Raw genomic sequence first — 18,336 nt, forward strand, 5'->3', positions numbered from 1 at the left:
ATTCCGGGAACGACAAAGGACCAGAAGAGGAACCGGAAGGATTCATGGTTCGCCAGCGCGTCGGGCTCCTCGGGAGCTGCTAAGGGATCTCTGTTGAATAAAAACCAGGGCGGTGGGACAGAAATTTCGACGGAAGATTTTTCCGGACGAGCGAGGAAAAACTCTCGAGAATCTCCTGTTGAATAGGGGCCGGGACTTGACGCCAGCCGTAAAGAGGCAGCTCCGCCTTCGACGTGCCGAGAGCATGGACCGCTCAAAGGTTGTGCAGCCGCTGCCTGTCTCGTCCGCAGCGGCCATATGGATCGACGCCGCACATCATTCGGCGTTCTGATCGGTGAGAGAAATCGCTTTCGAGAAACCCAAGAGGCAGCTCTATCGACTGTACATGTCATAGCATCGCTGAACCCGGAGACTGGATGAGACGAGCTTTTCAAAACCGCGCTGGCCAATCTGTAAGTTTCCGACCGACTTCGCCAAATAAAGCCTGTTAGCACTGACATCCAACCGCTTGTCCGCGCTTGTATCAGATGCTCTAACAACACCCATGATTGCTATCGAAAATCCCATCCTCAACCGCCCGTTCTCCAAGCCCGATCGGCATTGGGCACTCTCAGACGACGGGATGCCTACGGGCGAGAAGAATGAAGGGCGACGTCGGTCCGAATACATCGTCGCCGTCGCCACTTCGAAACGCGCCAGGGGCGGCCAGCAGGAGCTGATCCTCGATGAGCGTGCGTCCGAGCGACGGGCAAATGACCGAGTTAACGCCATCCGGGCTGAAGTTGACCAGTGGCGCAACTCTCCCGAGGCAAGCTGGGGGGTCACGTATGAAACCGCACGCTTGCTGAAGCATTGGCGGGCGACTGATCGTGAACGACCGCTGTTTTTCTGCCAAGTAGAGGCAGCCGAGACGCTGATTTGGTTGACCGAGGTCGCGCCGAAGAACCCGGTCCATGCCAGGCATCTGGAGTATTTCCGGCAGCAGAGCGAGGGTTCGAATCCGGGCCTGTTTCGCCTTGCCCTGAAGCTCGCGACCGGTGCCGGCAAGACGACGGTCATGGCAATGCTGATCGCATGGCAGGCGATCAACAAAGCGCGTCGGCCACAATCGAAAATGTTCACCGACGCCTTCTTGCTGGTGGCTCCGGGCATCACCATCAAGGACCGGCTGCGCGTTTTGCAGCCAGAGTCAGGCAATTCGATCTACGAGAAGCTGTCGATCGTTCCGCGCGACATGATGGACGAACTGCGCAAGGCGCGCATCGTGGTCACCAACTATCACTCATTCCAGCTCAGGACAAAAGGCGACATCAAGCCGGGCACCCTGGAGGCGCTCCGTGGGCGAGAGGACCCCGAGACCTTCGACGTCCGGTTCCGCGAGACTGAAGCCGAGATGGTGCAGCGGGTCATGAAGCCGCTGATGGGGCGGCGTGGGATCATCGTAGTCAACGATGAAGCTCATCATTGTTACGAAGCGCCGCCTACCGCCGAGATCGAGCCAATCGCACGTTCGGAGGAAGAGACTGCAGCCGAGGCAAATGCGGAGGCAGAAGCCAGCCGCAAGGAGGCCAGGGTCTGGATCAACGGCATTCGAGCCGTGGACCGCGTGCTTGGGGTAAAGACCGTCTACGATCTTTCAGCAACACCCTTCTTTCTGCGTGGTTCGGGCCAGGAGGAAGGCAAGCTCTTCCCGTGGGTCGTTTCCGATTTTTCGCTGATGGACGCGATCGAATGCGGGATCGTGAAGGTGCCGCGTGTTCCACCCATGACGATGTGGTCAAGCGCGAGGAGCCGATTTTCCGCCACGTTTACAAGCATGTACGCGACCAGCTTCCGCGCAAGGGCCAGCGGAAGGCTGGCAAGACCTATTCCGCCGAAGAGCTGCCGGCGCAGCTTGAAGCAGCATTGCGCGCGCTCTATCGCGACTATGATGCCAAGTTCTCCGAATGGGCCGCGAAGAACGCCGAGACGCCGCCGGTGTTCATCGTTGTGGCCAACAACACGTCCACGTCGAAGCTGATCCACGACTGGATTGCGGGCTATTGCGAGAACCCAGATGAGAAGGAACCGGCCAAGCGCAAATGGCGTGCCGGCAATCTGCCACTGTTCAACAATGTCGAAAGCGGAAAACCTCTCGACCGGCCCCGTACGATCCTGATTGATTCCGCACAACTTGAAAGCGGCGATGCCATTTCGGACGATTTCAAGAAGATCGCGGGAGAGGAAATCGAGGCATTCCGACGCGAACTCCGCCGGACACCTGGTCGCGATCCGGAAGCCATTACGGATGCCGACCTGTTGCGTGAGGTCATGAACACTGTCGGACAGAAGGGGCGGATGGGCGGCACGGTACGGTGCGTCGTGTCTGTGTCCATGCTGACCGAGGGCTGGGACGCGAACACAGTCACGCACATTCTCGGCTGCCGCGCCTTCGGCACCCGACTCTTGTGCGAACAGGTCGTAGGACGCGCGCTGCGGCGTGTATCCTACGAACCCGATGATCAAGGTTACTTCAGGGCGGAATATGCCGACGTGCTTGGTGTGCCATTCGATTTCATGCCAGCAAATTCCAGCAAGGATTTCTCGCCGCCGAAACCTCGTACCCGAATTTTTGCAGACGATACGCGCGCCGCACCAGAAGTGTGCTTCCCCCGTGTGCTTGGTTATCGCGTCGTCTTCCCGCAGGGTCGGCTGAGCGCGACGTTCGTTGGTGACAGCCATATGCGGCTGGGGGCCGACACGCCTATCCCCAAGGAGACCGAGGTTGATCCGCTGATCGGCCAGTCGAATGTCATTAACATGGGAGATCTGGACGCGGTCCGCAGCCAGACCGTGGCCTATATGCTCGCCAAACGCGCGCTGGAGCGGTGGGCTCGAATGACCGAAAATGTCGACACCGAGCCGACGTTCCTCTTCCCGCAGTTTTTGGGAATCGCAAAACGTTGGTTGGCGGAATGCTTGCATCTGCATGATGGGCGCTCGGTTGGCTGGCTGAGCCTAGCAAGCTACCGTGACGAAGCCGTCGAAAGGATCGTCAGGGCCTGCGCGAAGACACTGTCGCAGGCGGGGCGCGAAGAAATTCTGCCAGTACTGGCTCCATTCGAGCCGGAAGGATCGAGCAAGCACGTTGATTTCTTCACGACCAAGACAACGCTTCTAACAACCGATCCGGCAAGTGCCAGGTCAACTACGTCGTCTATGACAGTGATTGGGAAGCTGCCTTTGCCGAGCGCATCGAGCGCATTCCGCAGGTCCGGGGATATGTCAAGAATCATGCACTGGGCTTCGAAGTGCCCTATGTCTTCATGGGGCAGGAGCGAGCGTACCGCCCGGATTTCATCGTGCATTGGGATGACGGTCATGACGATCCGCTGCAGCTCGTAGTCGAGATCAAGGGCCGAAGGACTGAGGAAGACCAGGCCAAAGCGGACACGCTGGCTAGCTTGTGGTTACCGGCGGTGCGCAACGATGGGCGTTTCGGGCGCTGGGGCCCCCCTGTCGAAATCGTGCAGCCCTACGACATGGCGAATGCGTTCGAAACGATCGTGAAGGCGTTGGAAGTCGCAGCAGGCACTCGAGAGAAGGTTTCCTGACATGGCCAAGGCACCCCGGAAACCGATCAATGTTGCAACCGTGCAGCACAAGGGCGCGCGGCGGCCGAACAATCCGACGATGGAGTTGCAGAGCTTCCTTGCGGACGAAGAGGCAACGCCGAAAAAAGTGTTGTTTCAGCGCCGCTACAGCCCGGCGACACACCCGGAACTGTATGAACGGAACAAGTCGCTCGACCCGCAACTGGTCTGGGCGAACAGCGAGAATGGCGAAGGGGCAGTGCAATTGACCTGGCGTGATAAGGATGAGCAAGACGAGGAGGCGCTGCGTGTCGATGCGGTGCCAATCTACACAGCCGAGAAGATTCATCCCAAAGCAATCATCGATGACATCCGCCGTAGGGCGGGCAGCGGAGCGTCTGTTTCATCCGACGATCAGCCCGACCTGTTTTCGGACTTCAACGGCATTGACGAAGAAGACCGTCTCGAATTCTATCAGCACACAATGAAATGGACCAACCGCATGATCCTGGGCGACAGCCTCCAGGTCATGGCAAGCCTTGCTGAAAAGGAAGATTTGCGCAGCAAGGTCCAATGCATCTATTTTGACCCGCCCTACGGCATCAGGTTTGGCTCCAATTGGCAGGTTTCTACGACCAAACCCAAGGTCGAAGACGGTCAGATGGGAAGTGCGAAAAAGGCAAGCCAGCTTTCACGCGAGCCGGAACAAGTCAAAGCCTTTCGTGATACGTGGGCAGACGGTATTCACAGCTATCTCAGCTACATGAGAGATCGCCTAGAGGCGATGCGGGACCTGTTGACGGAAACGGGATCAATCTTCGTTCAAATCAGTGACGAGAACGTCCACCGGGTTCGCGCCGTGCTCGACGAAGTCTTTGGCGCGGGCAATTTCGTGAGCCAAATCGTCCTGAAGACCACAAGTGGGGCCGGAAGTCCGAGCGGCGGAACGGTCACTCTGGCTGGCGTCCACGACATCGTAATTTGGTACGCCAAGAACAAGGAAGTCGTAAAGTACCGTCAGATTTACTTTGACAAATCCGACATGGATTCTGCGGGTCTTTATCGTCGGGTAATCAGTTTAGACGGACAGGATCGAAGCGCAACGCCCCAGGAACTGACAGGAGTTACCGCGCTGGGAGAAGGAGCGCATCTTTTTCGGCCCGACAACCTTACTAGCCAGAGCTCGCCGGATAGTGCGACATTCAAGGTTCCTTACCGTGACGAGTTAATCGGGCCGGGTAAAGGTGGCTGGAAGACCAATGAGCCAGGGATGCAGCGGCTTTCGTTGTCGGGTCGACTTTATCTCACAAGCAATAATTCGCTGCAGTTCCAGAGGCGTATGAGCGACTTTAACGTCGCCCCAATTAACGACGTGTGGACGGACGTAGGGACGGGGTCATTCACCGACGAGAAGATTTACGTCGTGCAGACCAATGTTAAGATCATTCAACGTTGCCTGCTTATGACCACTGATCCGGGAGACCTCGTTCTTGACCCGACTTGCGGTTCAGGCACTACGGCTTATGTCGCCGAGCAGTGGGGCAGACGCTGGATTACCATCGACACTAGCCGTGTCGCACTTACGTTAGCCCGGACCCGGCTGATGAGCGCGCGCTACCCATATTACGCGATGCGGGACAGCGAAGCCGGCTCTGTGGAAGAGCTAGCCTTACAGCTTGGCCGTCGCCCCAGTGAGGTCGAGGCGGCAGAAGTGACCGCTAAACGCCGTTTCTCCAACGACATTGCTAATGGCTTGGTGCTCAACCGCGTGCCGCACATAACGTTGAAGTCAATTGCCAACAACGCAGAGATTGACGTCCTCTACGCGCAGCACCAGGCCGTGCTGGATCCGTTGCGAGAGCAACTGAACGCTATGGCGAAGACCGAATGGCGCGAATGGGAGATTCCGCGAGCTCCGATCTATCCGTGGGACGCCAAGCCGACAAAGCTCCATACCAAGGTCCGCGTCCTGCTGGACGAACGGACCAAGCTTCGCAGCAACTGGGAACGCGGCCAAGACGGAATCGATGAAACCGACATGGCGAAGCTCGACAAGAAAATCGGCAAGGCCATTGGTGACCTGAACAAGGAACTCGGTCGCCGATTCACCATTGACGATCTGCCGGAATGTCCGGGCGATCCGCTGCCCCTAGATGCGATTGCCCCTCATGCTGCTTGGTGGGAAGCACGGATATCTCGTCAGAAGGCGATCGACACCTCCATCGAGACCAATGCCGAGACCGAATACCTTGTCGACAAGCCAGTTGAGCTGAAGGGCCTGGTCCGTGTGGCGGGCCCGTTCACGGTGGACAGTCTCTCGCCCCACCGCGTCTTGCCGGCCGACGAAGATGATCCACTGTTGCTTGCTGCGCTAACCGATTGAGAGGACGCTCCGCATCGTTTGGCAAGTAGAGCCGATGCCGGCAGCACGAGCGATGATTTCGTGCGGGTGGTGCTCGATAACCTCAAGGTGGCCGGTGTCGGCAATACCAAGAAGGGTGAGCGGCTTCGCTTCACGACCATCCGGCCTTTTGCTGGGCGCTACGTCAATGCTGAGGCGCGTTATGTCGAGGGCGATACCGAGGGCGCGCCAGAACGGCGTGCAGCGATCTTTATCGGACCTGAATACGATACCGTGACTCGGTCGATGATTCTGGCCGCGGCCCGGGAAGCGGCAGACCTGTTTGACGTGCTGGTAGTGTGCGGCTTCGCCTTCGAGGCCCATGCGTCTGCCGAAACTATGTCGCTGGGCCGGCTGACCGTACTCAAGGTCAATATGAACCAGGATCTGCGCATGGGTGACCGTCTCAAGACGGCGGACCAGGGCAACCTCTTCGTGGTGTTTGGCGAACCGGACGTGAAGCTGTGCAAACGCAAGGATGGCCAACTAGAAGTGAAGATCCTTGGCCTCGACATCTTCAACCCGAATACCGGCGAGCTGAAGCCATCCGGCAAGGTGGAAGACGATGTGGCTTGCTGGTTTATCGACGACGATTACGACCAGACGAGCTTCTTTGTGCGGCAAGCCTACTTCCTGGGCGGCAAGGACCCTTACGAGAAGCTGAAAACGGCACTGAAGGCCGATTTGGACGAAGACGCTTGGAGCGTCCTGAACAGCACTGTTTCACAGCCCTTCGACGCCCCTCCGGGCGGCAAGATCGCGGTCAAGGTCATCAACCATTACGGCGACGAAGTAATGAAGGTTTACCACGTGGCGGATGCGGAGGAGTCCAGATGAGTGGCGGGTTTTACGATCGGCTAAAGGCTTCGCGTGCGGCGTCAGGCTCTCCGGAAGGACCGGAACTTGAAGATTGCGTGCGGCGGACTGTGGCAGCTCTGCAGTCGTCGCATACAGACGGCAACAAGCCCGGCATGCTGTTGGGCAAGATCCAGTCTGGTAAGACTCGCGCCTTCCTTGGCGTGATCGCCGCCGGCTTCGATGAAGGATTCGATGTCGCCGTCGTCCTGACCAAGGGCACCAAGACGTTGGCGCAGCAGACCGTGAACCGCATCGCCAACGAGTACCGCGAATTCCGCGATGCCGAGGAGCTGGCAGTCTACGATATCATGACAGTGCCAAATCTGACGGCATGGGAAATCGACAGCCACAAGCTGATCTTCGTGGCCAAGAAGGAGTCCAACAACATGCGGCGGCTGGTGAAGCTGTTCGCGGAAACCCATCCCCGGTTGGCGGGGAAACGTGTCCTGATCGTGGATGACGAAGCCGATTTCGCCTCCATCCGCTTCACCAAGAAGAAGGGTTCGGACGAGATCGAACAGGGGCGCATCGCCGACAGGATTGATGAACTGCGCCGAGAGTTGACAAACCCGGCAGTCTTGCAGGTGACTGCCACTCCCTACTCGCTCTACCTCCAACCCGAAGAGTACGAAGCCACCCCGGGTCAGAACTTCACATTCGAGCCCAAGCGGCCGGCCTTCACCCAACTCGTGCCGATCCACGGCGGGTATGTCGGCGGCGACCAATATTTCGGTGAGCACGACGAGAGCAACCCCGAATTCTACCTCTGGCATCCTGTAACCGACGATGAACTGACGGCACTCAAGAAGGAAGATCGACGTCGGGTCCGTACCGATGAAGCACTGACGTCGAAGCGAACCGAGTCCTTGCGACATGCGCTGGTGACGTTCGTGACTGCAGCCTCGATACGCCGGCTCCAGCAGAAGCAGGCGGGCATCCCTCAGCGTCGCTATTCGATGATTGTCCATGTCGAGACGGCCAGAGCGTCGCACACGTGGCAACACACGGTCGCACAGGAGATCATTGCCGGCATGTCGCAGGCTGCGACAGCGGGTGACCCGATCTTTGGCGAATTGGTGAAACGATCAATCGATGACCTGGAGCGGTCGGTAACGGCCGGTGGCTATGCGTTGCCCGATAACGACTCAACCTTCGCTCTGGTTCGGGAGGCTTTCATCAAGGGCGGCGTCGTAACTGAAAGGGTCAATTCGGACAACGATGTTCAGGCCCTGCTCGACGAGAACGCCGAGTTACGCCTGCGCACCCCCTTCAATGTGTTCATCGGCGGGCAGATTCTGGACCGGGGTATAACCGTGCCTAACCTGCTCGGGTTCTTCTATGGCCGCTCGCCCAAGAAAATGCAGCAGGACACAGTCCTTCAGCATGCGCGCATGTATGGCAACCGCCCCAAGGAAGATCTGGCTGTCAGCCGGTTCTACACCACGGCGGGAAATTACAATGCCTTGAAGTCGGTTCATGAATTCGATTCCGCCTTGCGTCATGCGTTTGAGACCGGGGCGCACGATCGGGGTGTGGCTTTCGTTATGCGCGACGTAACCAACCGGGTCATTCCTTGCGCGCCGAGCAAGATCCTTGTGTCGGACATCGTCTCGCTGCGTCCGAATGGTGCGCTGTTGCCTATTGGGTTCCAGACCAAGGCGAAGACCGATCTGTCGAAAATCATGGCGAAGGTCGATGCGTTGGTGCCCCCGGACGCTGTCGACTCGAAGCAGCCGGTGAGGTTCAAATGCGAAACGGCAGTGCAGATCCTTGATTTACTCGAAGAGGCATTTCGGTTCGAGGATGGCTATTCGTTCGACTGGGAAGCGTGCCGCGCTGCCGTCGAGTATTTCTCCAAGGTCGCGTCGCCGGCCGAGGAGCGCGGAGAGTGCTGGATCGTTGCGCCGAAAGGCAGGACGATTGCCCGGCGGCGCGCGGGCGGCCGTTACTCTGACGCCCCGTTGTCCTATCAGGAACGAACCGCGTTCCGTTCACTGGGCGGAGGGCTGCCGATTCTGGCGCTGCTTGGCCAGGAAGGACGGGAGGAAGACGGATGGCGTGATTGCCCATTCTGGTGGCCAGTGCTTGTCGCTCCGGCTCAGGCGTCGCCGAGCATCTTTGCCTCCAGCGTGCGTGACAATGGCGGCGACGATGACTGAGATGGATAGTAGTGATGATTTCGACCTGAGCCCATTGTCAGCACTTATTCTTCAGAACGCAGAAAGGGTTCTAATACCAACCGTCAGTGAGCATGACTCTGAAGGGGATTCCCAGCAGCCAACGAATCTGAATCTGTGATGCAAACTGGAGGTTTGTGATGGGTTCAGCGATTTCTTTGCGATCGGACTTCGACGGAGCCAGGTTGCGGCTTCTGGCTCGGCAGACACGCGATGCCGATCAGGCACGGCGGCTTCTGGCACTTGCATCGATCTATGATGGCGGCTCACGCGCCGATGCCGCCCGGCTTGGCAGTGTGACGGTTCAGATCGTGCGCGACTGGGTGGTGCGCTTCAATGAACGCGGTCCCGCCGGCCTTATCAACGGCAAGGCCCCGGGCAAACCTTCTCTCCTGAACGATGAACAGCGAACGGCTTTGGCGCAAGCCATAGAGCGCGGACCGACCCCGTATCTGGATGGAGTCGTTCGCTGGCGTCTGTGTGATCTGGCGCAATGGATTTGGGAAGAGTTCCGCATCTCGGTGAGCGAGGAGACCCTGGGCCGCGAAGTGCGTGCCATGGGCTATCGCAAGCTCTCGGCTCGCCCAAGACATCATGCGCAGGATGCCGAGGCGGCCGAGGCATTTAAAAAAACTTCCCCGCCGCTGTGGCAGAAATCGCCGCAGGTCCCGCCAAGGGCAAAGTAATCGAAATCTGGTTCCAGGACGAAGCCCGGATAGGCCAGAAGAACAAGATCACGCGTCGTTGGGCCAAGCGGGGCTCAAGGCCGTCCGCGCCGCACGACCAGCGAACCCGATCGGCCTATATCTTCGGTGCCATCTGTCCCAAGCACGGCAAGGCCGCCGCTCTCGTCATGCCGTGGTGCGACACCCATGCCATGAACCAGCACCTGATCGAGATATCCCGCAACGTCGCCGTTCATGCACACGCCGTCCTCATCATGGATCAGGCCGGATGGCACATGTCCAACAATCTCGTCGTTCCAGAAAACATCACCATCCTGCCACTGCCGCCCAAATCGCCCGAGTTGAACCCGGTCGAAAACATCTGGCAGTTCATGAGGGACAACTGGCTCTCAAACCGAGTCTTCAAATCCTACGAGGATATCGTCGACCACTGCTGCTACGCTTGGAGAACCCTCCAGCAACGACCATGGAAGATCATGTCAATCGGCCGACGCAAATGGGCGCAAGGGTTCTAATCAGTGACGGTTGGTATAAGAGATGCTAATATCCTATACGACGCGGGGTCCTACGCCACTGCGGGCGCATTGGCATCCGTTTCAATCGAGGAAGCTGGCAAGGCCTGCTTGATCCTTTGGAAGGATAAGGGTCTTATCGAGCGCGACATCTCAAAGGACATTACCAATCACGGCTCCAAGCATCGGGTCTTTGCCGGGCTCAAGGAGGCAAAATCATTCGTCCCTTTTTAGCCAAGAACTTGAAGATAACGAGATTGAAGAACGAATAATTAGCCAGGTCCTAGAGCCAAATCGAGAGAGCAGCTTTCTCGCCAAAATCGGCGCATACGACGCTTTCAAGCAGTACGGTCTTTATGTCGACATTCAAGACCAAGCTCATTTTCAGCCCGAAAAGATCATACATCGCGGCGATGTCGAATACCTTATTGCTGAGGCTACCCTTGCTGTTCAGTTGGTAAGGGAGATTCCCTTCATCCATCTCGTGGCATTCAGAATGTACTCATCCGAGAAAGTTTTAGCGTGCAACCGCTCGATAATGCGGGAGGTTCGCGAAATGCTAGCGTCGCGAAGGGCTCCGACTAACCCAACTGAAGCGTAGGAACGTGGTCCTCACACAACGATCTGTGTAGTCGCGCTATGCTCGATCACAGGCACGCTGGCTGGAAACAATGCGGGCTTCATCGCGCGAATTCCATCAATGAAGCCGCCATCCAGCAGGTCGGACCGTATTAGTTCTCCGGTATATCGTATGAATGACATCAGTTTATCGTCGCTGTCTTTGAATGCTCCTTTCACGTTACTGGACAAAACAAGCGCGAACGGCCTTGCCAAATCCAAGTTAAGAAGTACCGACGACCTTATTTGTTTGCGCTGTTCATCTGTTGTGAACGAATAGCTTCTCTTGGTGTCGTGGGTATCGCCGATTACGCGCGGTTGCGAAGTGGGGTTCGACAGAACCTTGGTCACCTCGTAGCCTTTATCGAGATAAAATCTGGGGTTTTGTTCCCGAAATGCCATACTGCGTGCAACGGTATCATGATTGGAGTCGAAGTAGCTGAACAGTAGTGGCTCTTTCGCATCGACGAACACGCAAAGCTCGAAATGAGAGCCAGGAACCCACCCTTGAAGCGTTTCTTCGACAAATCGCAGCGTATTGGTCACCAATGCTTTTCGCGTTTCGAAAACATCCCGGTTGCTCCGGCGACCATCTTCGATAATGCCGCTTCTGTCCGTTGCAAGCCGGTGCAACCTGCCCATAGGGAGGAGTTCGGATTTTACGAAGGTATCCTCTACCAGTCTCTTGAAAAGGAATCCCAAACCGCCCAGCACTGTCGTGTTCATGAGGGCGGCTACGGTGCTACCTCCAGAGAAACCCTTATCGACCATGGCAAAAATTAGGAAACCCTCAAGGGACATGAAGCTCATGGTTGCGAGGCAAAATACACAAAAGATAATCCAACGCTGGATTGGGTTTAACATTGAACTCTCACTAAAAAGCGTTGATGAAATCTTCAAGCTGGCATCTCGAATTATCGAGCTTCGCAACACTCTCGCGACGTCCCAAAATCCATTCATCGTACAATTTCAACTGCGTGCCTAGATGGTCTCGAATTGCTTTGGGGTGACCTACAATTCGTCCGGCGAGCGTATCGCTGTCGGCGGAGAGGTAGAGGATTAGGTCGGGAACAGGCATATCTTCCTGCAGTTTACGACAAAGAATGTCTAGCTTTTGAAGCGTTTCATCGTCAATAAGCCCCGACATGCCGTGCATCCGGCAAAAGATCGAAAAATCCTCGTCTATACTGCGGTCAAACACGACTTTCTTTCGGTTAGGCAAAGCCGCCCATTGAGAGTGCCTGGAACGCATAAGCGCTTCTTGAACCTCCGCGCAGTATTGTTGTGGGTCATTCACGAAATTTGCGAAAAGCGGAGCCGGCGCAGACTCCCGGACCACGCTGTAACCAACTTTTGCAAGCAATCCGGCCATTGTCGATTTGCCGGCGCCTGTTGGCCCAGAGAGCCAGATTATCAATTAAACCTCCAGAGTAAACGCTCGTAAGCAGTACCTAGTATTGGCTGTAACCGGAAATCATTTCCGCTTGGTGCCGCTATCTCGGATGTCAGAAGCGTTATGGCCAAGCCCCAAAGCCCCAAAGCCCCAAAGCCCCAAAGCCGCAATCAGCGACCGCATCCAAAGACCCGATCACAATCGGTGACCCGAAAAGAACTTCTGAAATTGCAATCTCGATGTGGTTGCTCGACAAAATTGCATGAAGAACACGCGCTATTGTGATAGCACTCACGTAGTGCTGAGTAGAGGGGGCAGAAGCATGCGTATTGAATTTGTAGAAATAGCAAACTTCCGAAAATTGCTCTCGACAAGGATAGGCCTATCCCCCGAAAAAACCGTGTTCGTTGGAGCAAACAATAGCGGAAAGACGTCAGCGATTACTGCATTACGCTATTTCCTCGTAGATCGTGAGCGCTCCAGTTTCTGCCTCAATGACTTCACACTCGCACATTGGCCGACAATCAACACGATGGGCTTAACTTGGGAAGCCGCACACATTGAAAACCAAGCGTTGCCGGCCCCGGAATGGGATCCAATATTGCCATTCCTCGACGTCTGGCTTCACGTCGCCGAGGACGAAATACACTATGTCCAAAAGATCCTTCCTACCCTCGATTGGGATGGTGGATTGCTTGGTGTGCGAATGCGCCTGGAGCCAAAAGATGCGACGCAACTGCAGCGGGAATATGTGAATGCACGCATCCAAGCGTTGGCGCTGCAGGCGGCCGGTGCCGCTTTGGCCGCAGAGCAAGGTAAGACCGCCGCTGACTTTCAAGTTGCCATTTGGCCCCAGAACCTTGTCGAGTTCCTGCAGCGTCGGTTGACGGCTTTCTTCACGGTTAGGTCATATGTGCTCGACCCTGCCGCGTGCATCGATCCGGTGCATGGTAAAGCTCAGCCGCAGGACCTCAATGGAAGCGAGCCGATAGATGGCGATCCGTTTCGCGGCCTCATTCGAATCGACGAGATTAGTGCCCAGCGTGGTTTCGGGGTGGCAGGTGAAGACAACAACGAGGATGTCGCCGTCACCATCACCGGATCGCGGAAGCTGTCAGTCCAGCTTCGTCAATACTATACTCGCCATCTTGATCCCTACGAGAACCCGGACGCGCAAGACCTCCTTGCCCTCAAGGCGATCGAGGAGGCCCAGAAGGCCTTCAACTTGCGGCTAAGTGACGGCTTCAAGAGCCCGCTAAAGGAGATTCACAGACTTGGTTACCCGGGTGTCACGGATCCGAAACTGAACATTTCGACACGGCTGCGCCCAGTTGAGGGACTGAACCACGACGCGGCAGTTCAGTTTGTAGTGCCGATTCATGACGGCGAAGCAGCTACTGACCTATATCTCCCGGAAGATTCTAACGGATTGGGCTACCAGAACCTCATCTCCATGGTCTTCCGTCTCATGGCCTTCCGCGACAGTTGGATGCGTGTTGGCAAGGCGAAGCATAAGGCGTCCGACGACACAATCGTCCCACCGATGCATTTGGTGCTGATCGAAGAGCCCGAGGTGCATCTTCACACCCAGGTTCAGCAGGTTTTCATCCGCCAGGCGCACAAGATTTTGCGCAACCATCAGGACCTTGGCACGGGCCAGAATTTTGTGACGCAGATGGTGGTCAGTACCCACTCCAGCCACGTTGCCCACGAGTGCGAGTTTGACTCCCTTCGTTATTTTCGCCGCCTGCCGGGCGGCGAGAAGTCGATCCCAACCTCTTGTGTTGTCAACTTGGGAAACGCATTTGGCGCAGATCCGGACACAAAGCGCTTCGTGACGCGCTACCTGCGCGTCACCCACTGTGATCTGTTCTTTGCTGACGCGGCGGTTTTGATTGAGGGGCCAGCAGAACGCATTCTAGTGCCCAATTTTGTAAATTACCGTACGGAGTTTGAGAAACTCTCGGAAAGCTACATCACTTGGCTGGAGATCGGCGGTAGCCATGCCCACAAGCTGCGCAGCTTGCTCGAGAAGATCGGGCTCACCACATTGGTTATCACTGACATCGATTCCTGCAATGCAGCGGGTACCAGCGCGGCGCCTGTACGGGGAGCTGGCTGTACAACCCGCAACGCAACCCTCCGGACATGGTGGCCCATTATCAATGATCTGGATCCGTTGCTCGACAAGCCCGAACATGAAAAGGTCAAAACCTACGCAGACGAGAATTTCTCGGTGCGAGTGGCCTACCAGTCGCCCATCCAGGCCACATTTAAAGGCGAAACCGCCGAGGCCCTTTCCTATACACTTGAAGACGCGATAGTGATGGCTAACCTCCACCTGTTCGAAACGTTGCCGGGGAACGGACTCATTGCCAAGTTTCGCACCGCCATCGCTGATAGCGCCGATCTGAATGCCCTGAGCGACGCGCTAAAGACTGCCCTCGAAGGTGGCAGTAAAGCCGAGTTCGCGTTAGACCTGCTAGAAATTGAGGACCCGCGTTCGCTGACGCCGCCTGCTTATATCAAGGAGGGACTGCTCTGGTTGGCTGGCCAGCTTGAACAAAAGCAGGTGGAACTTGGTTTGGTCCAGATCGTAGAAAACGACGACGCGCCGCCGGCGGGTGAAGCCCCAGAGGAGGCCGCGGCGTGAACAACCTTGCAACAGCAACATCGAACGTCACGCTCGACGACCACGTTGAGGACGAGTTGGCAAAGTTTCTAAGCTTGGAGAAGCCCACTAGCTTCTTCCTCTTTGCTGGTGCGGGCTCAGGCAAAACGCGCTCGCTGGTGAATGCGCTGAAATATTTGGCGAAGACATATCGGGATGTTCTGCGCCTTCGCGGTAGGCAGGTCGCCGTCATCACCTACACAAATGCTGCCTGCGACGAGATCAACCGCCGGACCGAATATGATCCCCTGTTCGTAGTGCGCACTATCCACAGCTTCGCTTGGTCACAAATACAGGGATTCAATACCGATATCCGCGCTTGGCTGAAAGACAACCTACAGCGGGAGATCGCCGACCTTAAAGCAGAAGAGGCGAAGGGCCGAGCGGGCACGAAGGCATCGGCCGCGCGCCAAGCCCAGATCGACTCCAAGCAGCGCCGATTCGACCGGCTCACTGAGATCAGAACCTTCACCTACAACCCGAGTGGCGACAATCGTGAGCGTAACGCGCTGAATCACAGCGAAGTCATTAAGATTTTCTCGACCTTCCTGCTCACGAAGCCGCTTATGCAGCGTATGTTTGTCGAGAAGTTCCCGTTCCTTTTGATCGACGAGAGTCAGGACACAAGTCGCGCGCTTATCGACGCTTTGTTCGCGGTGCAGAACGCACATGCTGATCGCTTTTGCCTCGGCCTAATTGGCGACACGATGCAGCGCATCTATCCAGATGGCAAAGAGCGGATTGAAAGCGAGATTCCGAAAAGCTGGGCTACGCCGGAGAAAAAGCTTAATCACCGCTGCCCGAAGCGCATTGTGCGCCTTATCAACAAAATTCGCGGCGACGCTGACGACCACAAACAGGAGCCGCGCGACGACCAACCAGAAGGCTGGGCGCGGCTGTTCGTGTTTCCTATCGATGTAGCGGACAAACCCACCGTCGAACAGGGAGTCCGAGACTACATGATGAGGTTGACCGGCGATCGGGACTGGTCCGACGTGAGCAAGTGCAAGATTCTGACCCTTGAGCATCATATGGCAGCCCGGCGGATGGGCTTCCTGCAGATGTTTGAGGCACTGGCTTCCGTGGACGACTATCGAACCAGCTTCCTCGACGGCAGCTTCGCGCCGAGCCGGTTCTTCACGCACTATGTTCTGCCACTCGTCACAGCACAGCAGAAGGGTGACAAGTTCGCGTCGACGAAGCTGGCGCGCGAAAGCTCTCCACTACTCAGCAAAGAAATTTTGAAGGGCAACGACAGGCCGATTGCGCAGCTCCGCGCTGCCCAGGCCGCCATCGACAGTCTTATGACCCTTTGGGCTAGCGGCGAACCCACCTGTGCCGCTGTCACTGCAAACATCACCGAAACCAATCTCTTTGCGATCCCTGAAAGTCTCAAGGCTGCCTTAGCGGCTAAGCAGGCCACGGCGACAGAAACACCCGGCGACGAGGAGGCCGATCCCGTTAGCGATCAGATCGCGGCTCTTGTTGCCTTCCTCGACTGCCCGTTCTCAGAGATCGCGCCGTATGCTGCCTATGTCGCGCACCAAGCCCCATTTGACACGCATCAGGGGGTCAAGGGCTTGGAATTCGAGCGCGTGATGGTTCTCATGGACGACGGGGAAGCTCGTGGCTTTCTGTTTGGCTACGACAAGCTGCTGGGTGCCAAAGCGCCAACGGCCGCCGACATTAAAAACGTTCAAGACGGCAAGGAAACCTCCCTCGACCGAACACGACGCTTATTCTATGTGACTTGTAGTCGCGCGCGATCTAGTTTGGCTCTTGTCGCGTATTCGCCCGATCCGGTTGCAGTTCGTGCGCATGTTATCGCCAACGGATGGTTCGCTGCAGAGGAAGTTTTGTCCGAGATACCAAGCCACCCTAATGTATGATATCCTTATACAATTGGCTGAGGTTCGAACTGCAAATTTAACACGGCCCACAAGCGCACTTCCGCTTTTTTTTGCTTCGCTCTCGACAAGCGGCGAGTCTTATTCCGCTCCAATAGCTGGTTTACGGTGTCCAGATGAGTGGCATGCTCGCATGAAGGATAACCAGATATGGGTTACCACCGTACCAATTTCTGGATCGATTGAACCAATATTTGGATTGATAGCGACAGAAATCAAATGATGTGAAAAGCGCCTATGAGCATGCAGTCCCATTCTCATGCCGCGTTCCCCCGTACCTCTCGCTCGATCCTCACCAAACCATGGGCGGCGGCATCACCGGCCAGCGCAAGAAGTCGATCCCGTTGATGGGCCAGCATGGCAAGGACTCGTTCATACTGGCTGCGCACGATCTCGGTGACTTCATCATCCAGACCGGCGGGTAGAGTCTTTCCGGCGACTTCCTCGACGCTGGCGTAGAAGACGGGCGCCTTGCCCAAGCCGTAGGCTCCAACTAGCCGCCGCGCAATCGCAGTTGCGCGTTCGATATCGCTGCCAATAAGTCCCCCTGAACCCAGTGACCGATCATCGAAAACAGCGGCTTCCGCGGCCATGCCTGCCAACGCAACCGCAATTCGGTTGAGAAGCGTAGTCTCCGTGGGAAGGTAGTCGTCGACAAGATCGTAGGAAGTCTGTCGGATGTCTCGACAGGATGGCTCAGGAACTTTCCGGAATTAGGTAGCAAATGCCACAAGGTTGAGCTGAAAAGCAAACGACAATCTAATATAGCAAAACGATCAAAAAAAGCTTCACAGAGGCGTTTGCCAGTTCGCAAAAACGGTCCTCTAGATCGGTGTCGTTACATTCAACTCACGCTCTATCGACCGAACAACTCCGAATGGGTGCCGAGCCTGACAAATTCAACGGAGTCATCATCACAGGTGTACACCAGCAGAAAGTCTCCACCGATATGAGCTTCCCGAGCGCCGTTCCATTCGCTCCCATTCAGCTCATGATCAGACCATTCGGGACCGAGTTTCTTTTTGAAGATGATGAGTGTCATCAACTCGGTGGCTCGGTTCATGTCGGATTTTCCCGCTTTGTTGTAGCGGTCCCAGTCTTTCACGAACGCCCTAGTGTAGTCTGAGCTTCTCGGCAGCGGGGCTCGTCGTTCAGCACTCTCTTTTTTCAACGAAATCTACCTGCTATGCTTAGTCTTTGGCTTCGTTAAGATTGGCAAAAAGCTCCTCAGGCGTCGAAAACCGTACCTTCTTTGCGCGTCGCATTTGCCTGGCTTCTGCCAGAGCTTCAAGAGTCGTCGCGTTTGGCACCTTTAATTCAAGCGGAATACCCTGGCTCACCACAGACCGATGAAGAAATAGACGAATAGCTTCCGACATTGTCAAACCCAAGGAGCGGAAGACGGCGTTTGCGTCCTCGCTTAGGTCGTCATCGACCCGGACATGAAGCATTTTGGTAGCAGCCATCTCTTTATCTCCCTTCCGACCAAATTCACTTCTACCACGGCGGCAACTCGTCAGCTTGACCGCAAGACATATATG

The 18,336-nt window shown here is 56.3% G+C and carries 14 protein-coding genes; 9 read left to right on the forward strand and 5 right to left on the reverse strand.

Annotated elements, in window-relative coordinates; genetic code table 11:
- Positions 1–544 precede the first annotated feature (544 nt).
- From PY308_RS15390 to PY308_RS22990, 7 genes are all read left to right on the forward strand, one after another.
- Complete coding sequence (locus tag PY308_RS15390; protein ID WP_275784171.1) at positions 545–2,020, forward strand: DEAD/DEAH box helicase family protein; 1,476 nt, start codon at positions 545–547, stop codon at positions 2,018–2,020.
- A 1,222-nt stretch (positions 2,021–3,242) separates the two neighbouring features.
- Positions 3,243–3,593: a hypothetical protein gene (locus tag PY308_RS15395; RefSeq protein WP_275791155.1), complete on the forward strand. Its 351-nt coding sequence runs from the start codon at positions 3,243–3,245 to the stop codon at positions 3,591–3,593.
- Position 3,594: 1 nt separating this feature from the next.
- Positions 3,595–5,955, forward strand: coding sequence for a site-specific DNA-methyltransferase (locus PY308_RS15400; RefSeq protein ID WP_275784173.1), 2,361 nt, complete (start codon positions 3,595–3,597; stop codon positions 5,953–5,955).
- A gap of 60 nt (positions 5,956–6,015) precedes the next feature.
- Complete coding sequence (locus tag PY308_RS15405; protein ID WP_275784176.1) at positions 6,016–6,810, forward strand: hypothetical protein; 795 nt, start codon at positions 6,016–6,018, stop codon at positions 6,808–6,810.
- 407 nt (positions 6,811–7,217) lie between these two features.
- Positions 7,218–8,990 (forward strand): Z1 domain-containing protein, encoded by a 1,773-nt coding sequence (locus tag PY308_RS15410; protein WP_275791156.1) that lies wholly within the window; start codon positions 7,218–7,220, stop codon positions 8,988–8,990.
- A 158-nt stretch (positions 8,991–9,148) separates the two neighbouring features.
- A protein-coding gene (locus tag PY308_RS15415) for an IS630 family transposase (RefSeq protein WP_275782665.1) occupies positions 9,149–10,209 on the forward strand; the annotation gives its coding sequence in 2 pieces (ribosomal slippage) (positions 9,149–9,641 and positions 9,641–10,209; 1,062 coding nt in all).
- Between the two features lie 3 nt (positions 10,210–10,212).
- The gene (locus tag PY308_RS22990) at positions 10,213–10,440 is read left to right on the forward strand and encodes an AbiV family abortive infection protein (protein WP_350339838.1); all 228 of its coding nucleotides are present in this window, start codon (positions 10,213–10,215) and stop codon (positions 10,438–10,440) included.
- A gap of 378 nt (positions 10,441–10,818) precedes the next feature.
- Here the strand turns inward: PY308_RS22990 and PY308_RS15420 are convergent, their stop codons facing one another.
- Together PY308_RS15420 and PY308_RS15425 are read right to left on the reverse strand one after the other, a co-directional pair.
- Positions 10,819–11,688, reverse strand: a complete 870-nt coding sequence (locus PY308_RS15420) for a hypothetical protein (protein WP_275784179.1) — start codon at positions 11,686–11,688, stop codon at positions 10,819–10,821.
- Positions 11,689–11,698: 10 nt separating this feature from the next.
- Positions 11,699–12,241: a deoxynucleoside kinase gene (locus tag PY308_RS15425; RefSeq protein WP_275784181.1), complete on the reverse strand. Its 543-nt coding sequence runs from the start codon at positions 12,239–12,241 to the stop codon at positions 11,699–11,701.
- Between the two features lie 298 nt (positions 12,242–12,539).
- On the opposite strand from PY308_RS15425, the gene PY308_RS15430 reads away from it, so the two are divergent.
- Positions 12,540–14,870, forward strand: coding sequence for an AAA family ATPase (locus tag PY308_RS15430; protein ID WP_275784184.1), 2,331 nt, complete (start codon positions 12,540–12,542; stop codon positions 14,868–14,870).
- Entirely contained in the window at positions 14,867–16,777 is a 1,911-nt protein-coding gene (locus PY308_RS15435) for a UvrD-helicase domain-containing protein (RefSeq protein ID WP_275784187.1), read from the forward strand. The genes PY308_RS15430 and PY308_RS15435 overlap by 4 nt, the downstream gene beginning before the upstream one ends.
- Positions 16,778–17,052: 275 nt before the next feature.
- Here the strand turns inward: PY308_RS15435 and PY308_RS15440 are convergent, their stop codons facing one another.
- From PY308_RS15440 to PY308_RS15450, 3 genes are all read right to left on the reverse strand, one after another.
- Complete coding sequence (locus PY308_RS15440) at positions 17,053–17,388, reverse strand: hypothetical protein (RefSeq protein ID WP_275784189.1); 336 nt, start codon at positions 17,386–17,388, stop codon at positions 17,053–17,055.
- 263 nt (positions 17,389–17,651) lie between these two features.
- Positions 17,652–17,900, reverse strand: coding sequence for a type II toxin-antitoxin system YafQ family toxin (locus PY308_RS15445; protein ID WP_275784191.1), 249 nt, complete (start codon positions 17,898–17,900; stop codon positions 17,652–17,654).
- Positions 17,901–17,985: 85 nt separating this feature from the next.
- A complete protein-coding gene (locus tag PY308_RS15450; protein WP_275784194.1) occupies positions 17,986–18,261 on the reverse strand; it encodes a type II toxin-antitoxin system RelB/DinJ family antitoxin in 276 nt (91 codons plus the stop codon).
- Positions 18,262–18,336: the final 75 nt, after the last annotated feature.

Source organism: Pararhizobium gei (assembly GCF_029223885.1).
GTDB lineage: Bacteria > Pseudomonadota > Alphaproteobacteria > Rhizobiales > Rhizobiaceae > Pararhizobium > Pararhizobium gei.

Excerpts from the sequence above, each read along its gene's own strand:
- PY308_RS15400 (WP_275784173.1), top strand. The coding sequence starts at position 3,595 with ATGGCCAAGGCACCCCGGAAACCGATCAATGTTGCAACCGTGCAGCAC.
- PY308_RS15430 (WP_275784184.1), top strand. The coding sequence starts at position 12,540 with ATGCGTATTGAATTTGTAGAAATAGCAAACTTCCGAAAATTGCTCTCG.
- PY308_RS15410 (WP_275791156.1), top strand. The coding sequence starts at position 7,218 with ATGCGGCGGCTGGTGAAGCTGTTCGCGGAAACCCATCCCCGGTTGGCG.
- PY308_RS15450 (WP_275784194.1), bottom strand. The coding sequence starts at position 18,261 with ATGGCTGCTACCAAAATGCTTCATGTCCGGGTCGATGACGACCTAAGC.
- PY308_RS15390 (WP_275784171.1), top strand. The coding sequence starts at position 545 with ATGATTGCTATCGAAAATCCCATCCTCAACCGCCCGTTCTCCAAGCCC.
- PY308_RS15420 (WP_275784179.1), bottom strand. The coding sequence starts at position 11,688 with ATGTTAAACCCAATCCAGCGTTGGATTATCTTTTGTGTATTTTGCCTC.
- PY308_RS15440 (WP_275784189.1), bottom strand. The coding sequence starts at position 17,388 with ATGGCCGCGGAAGCCGCTGTTTTCGATGATCGGTCACTGGGTTCAGGG.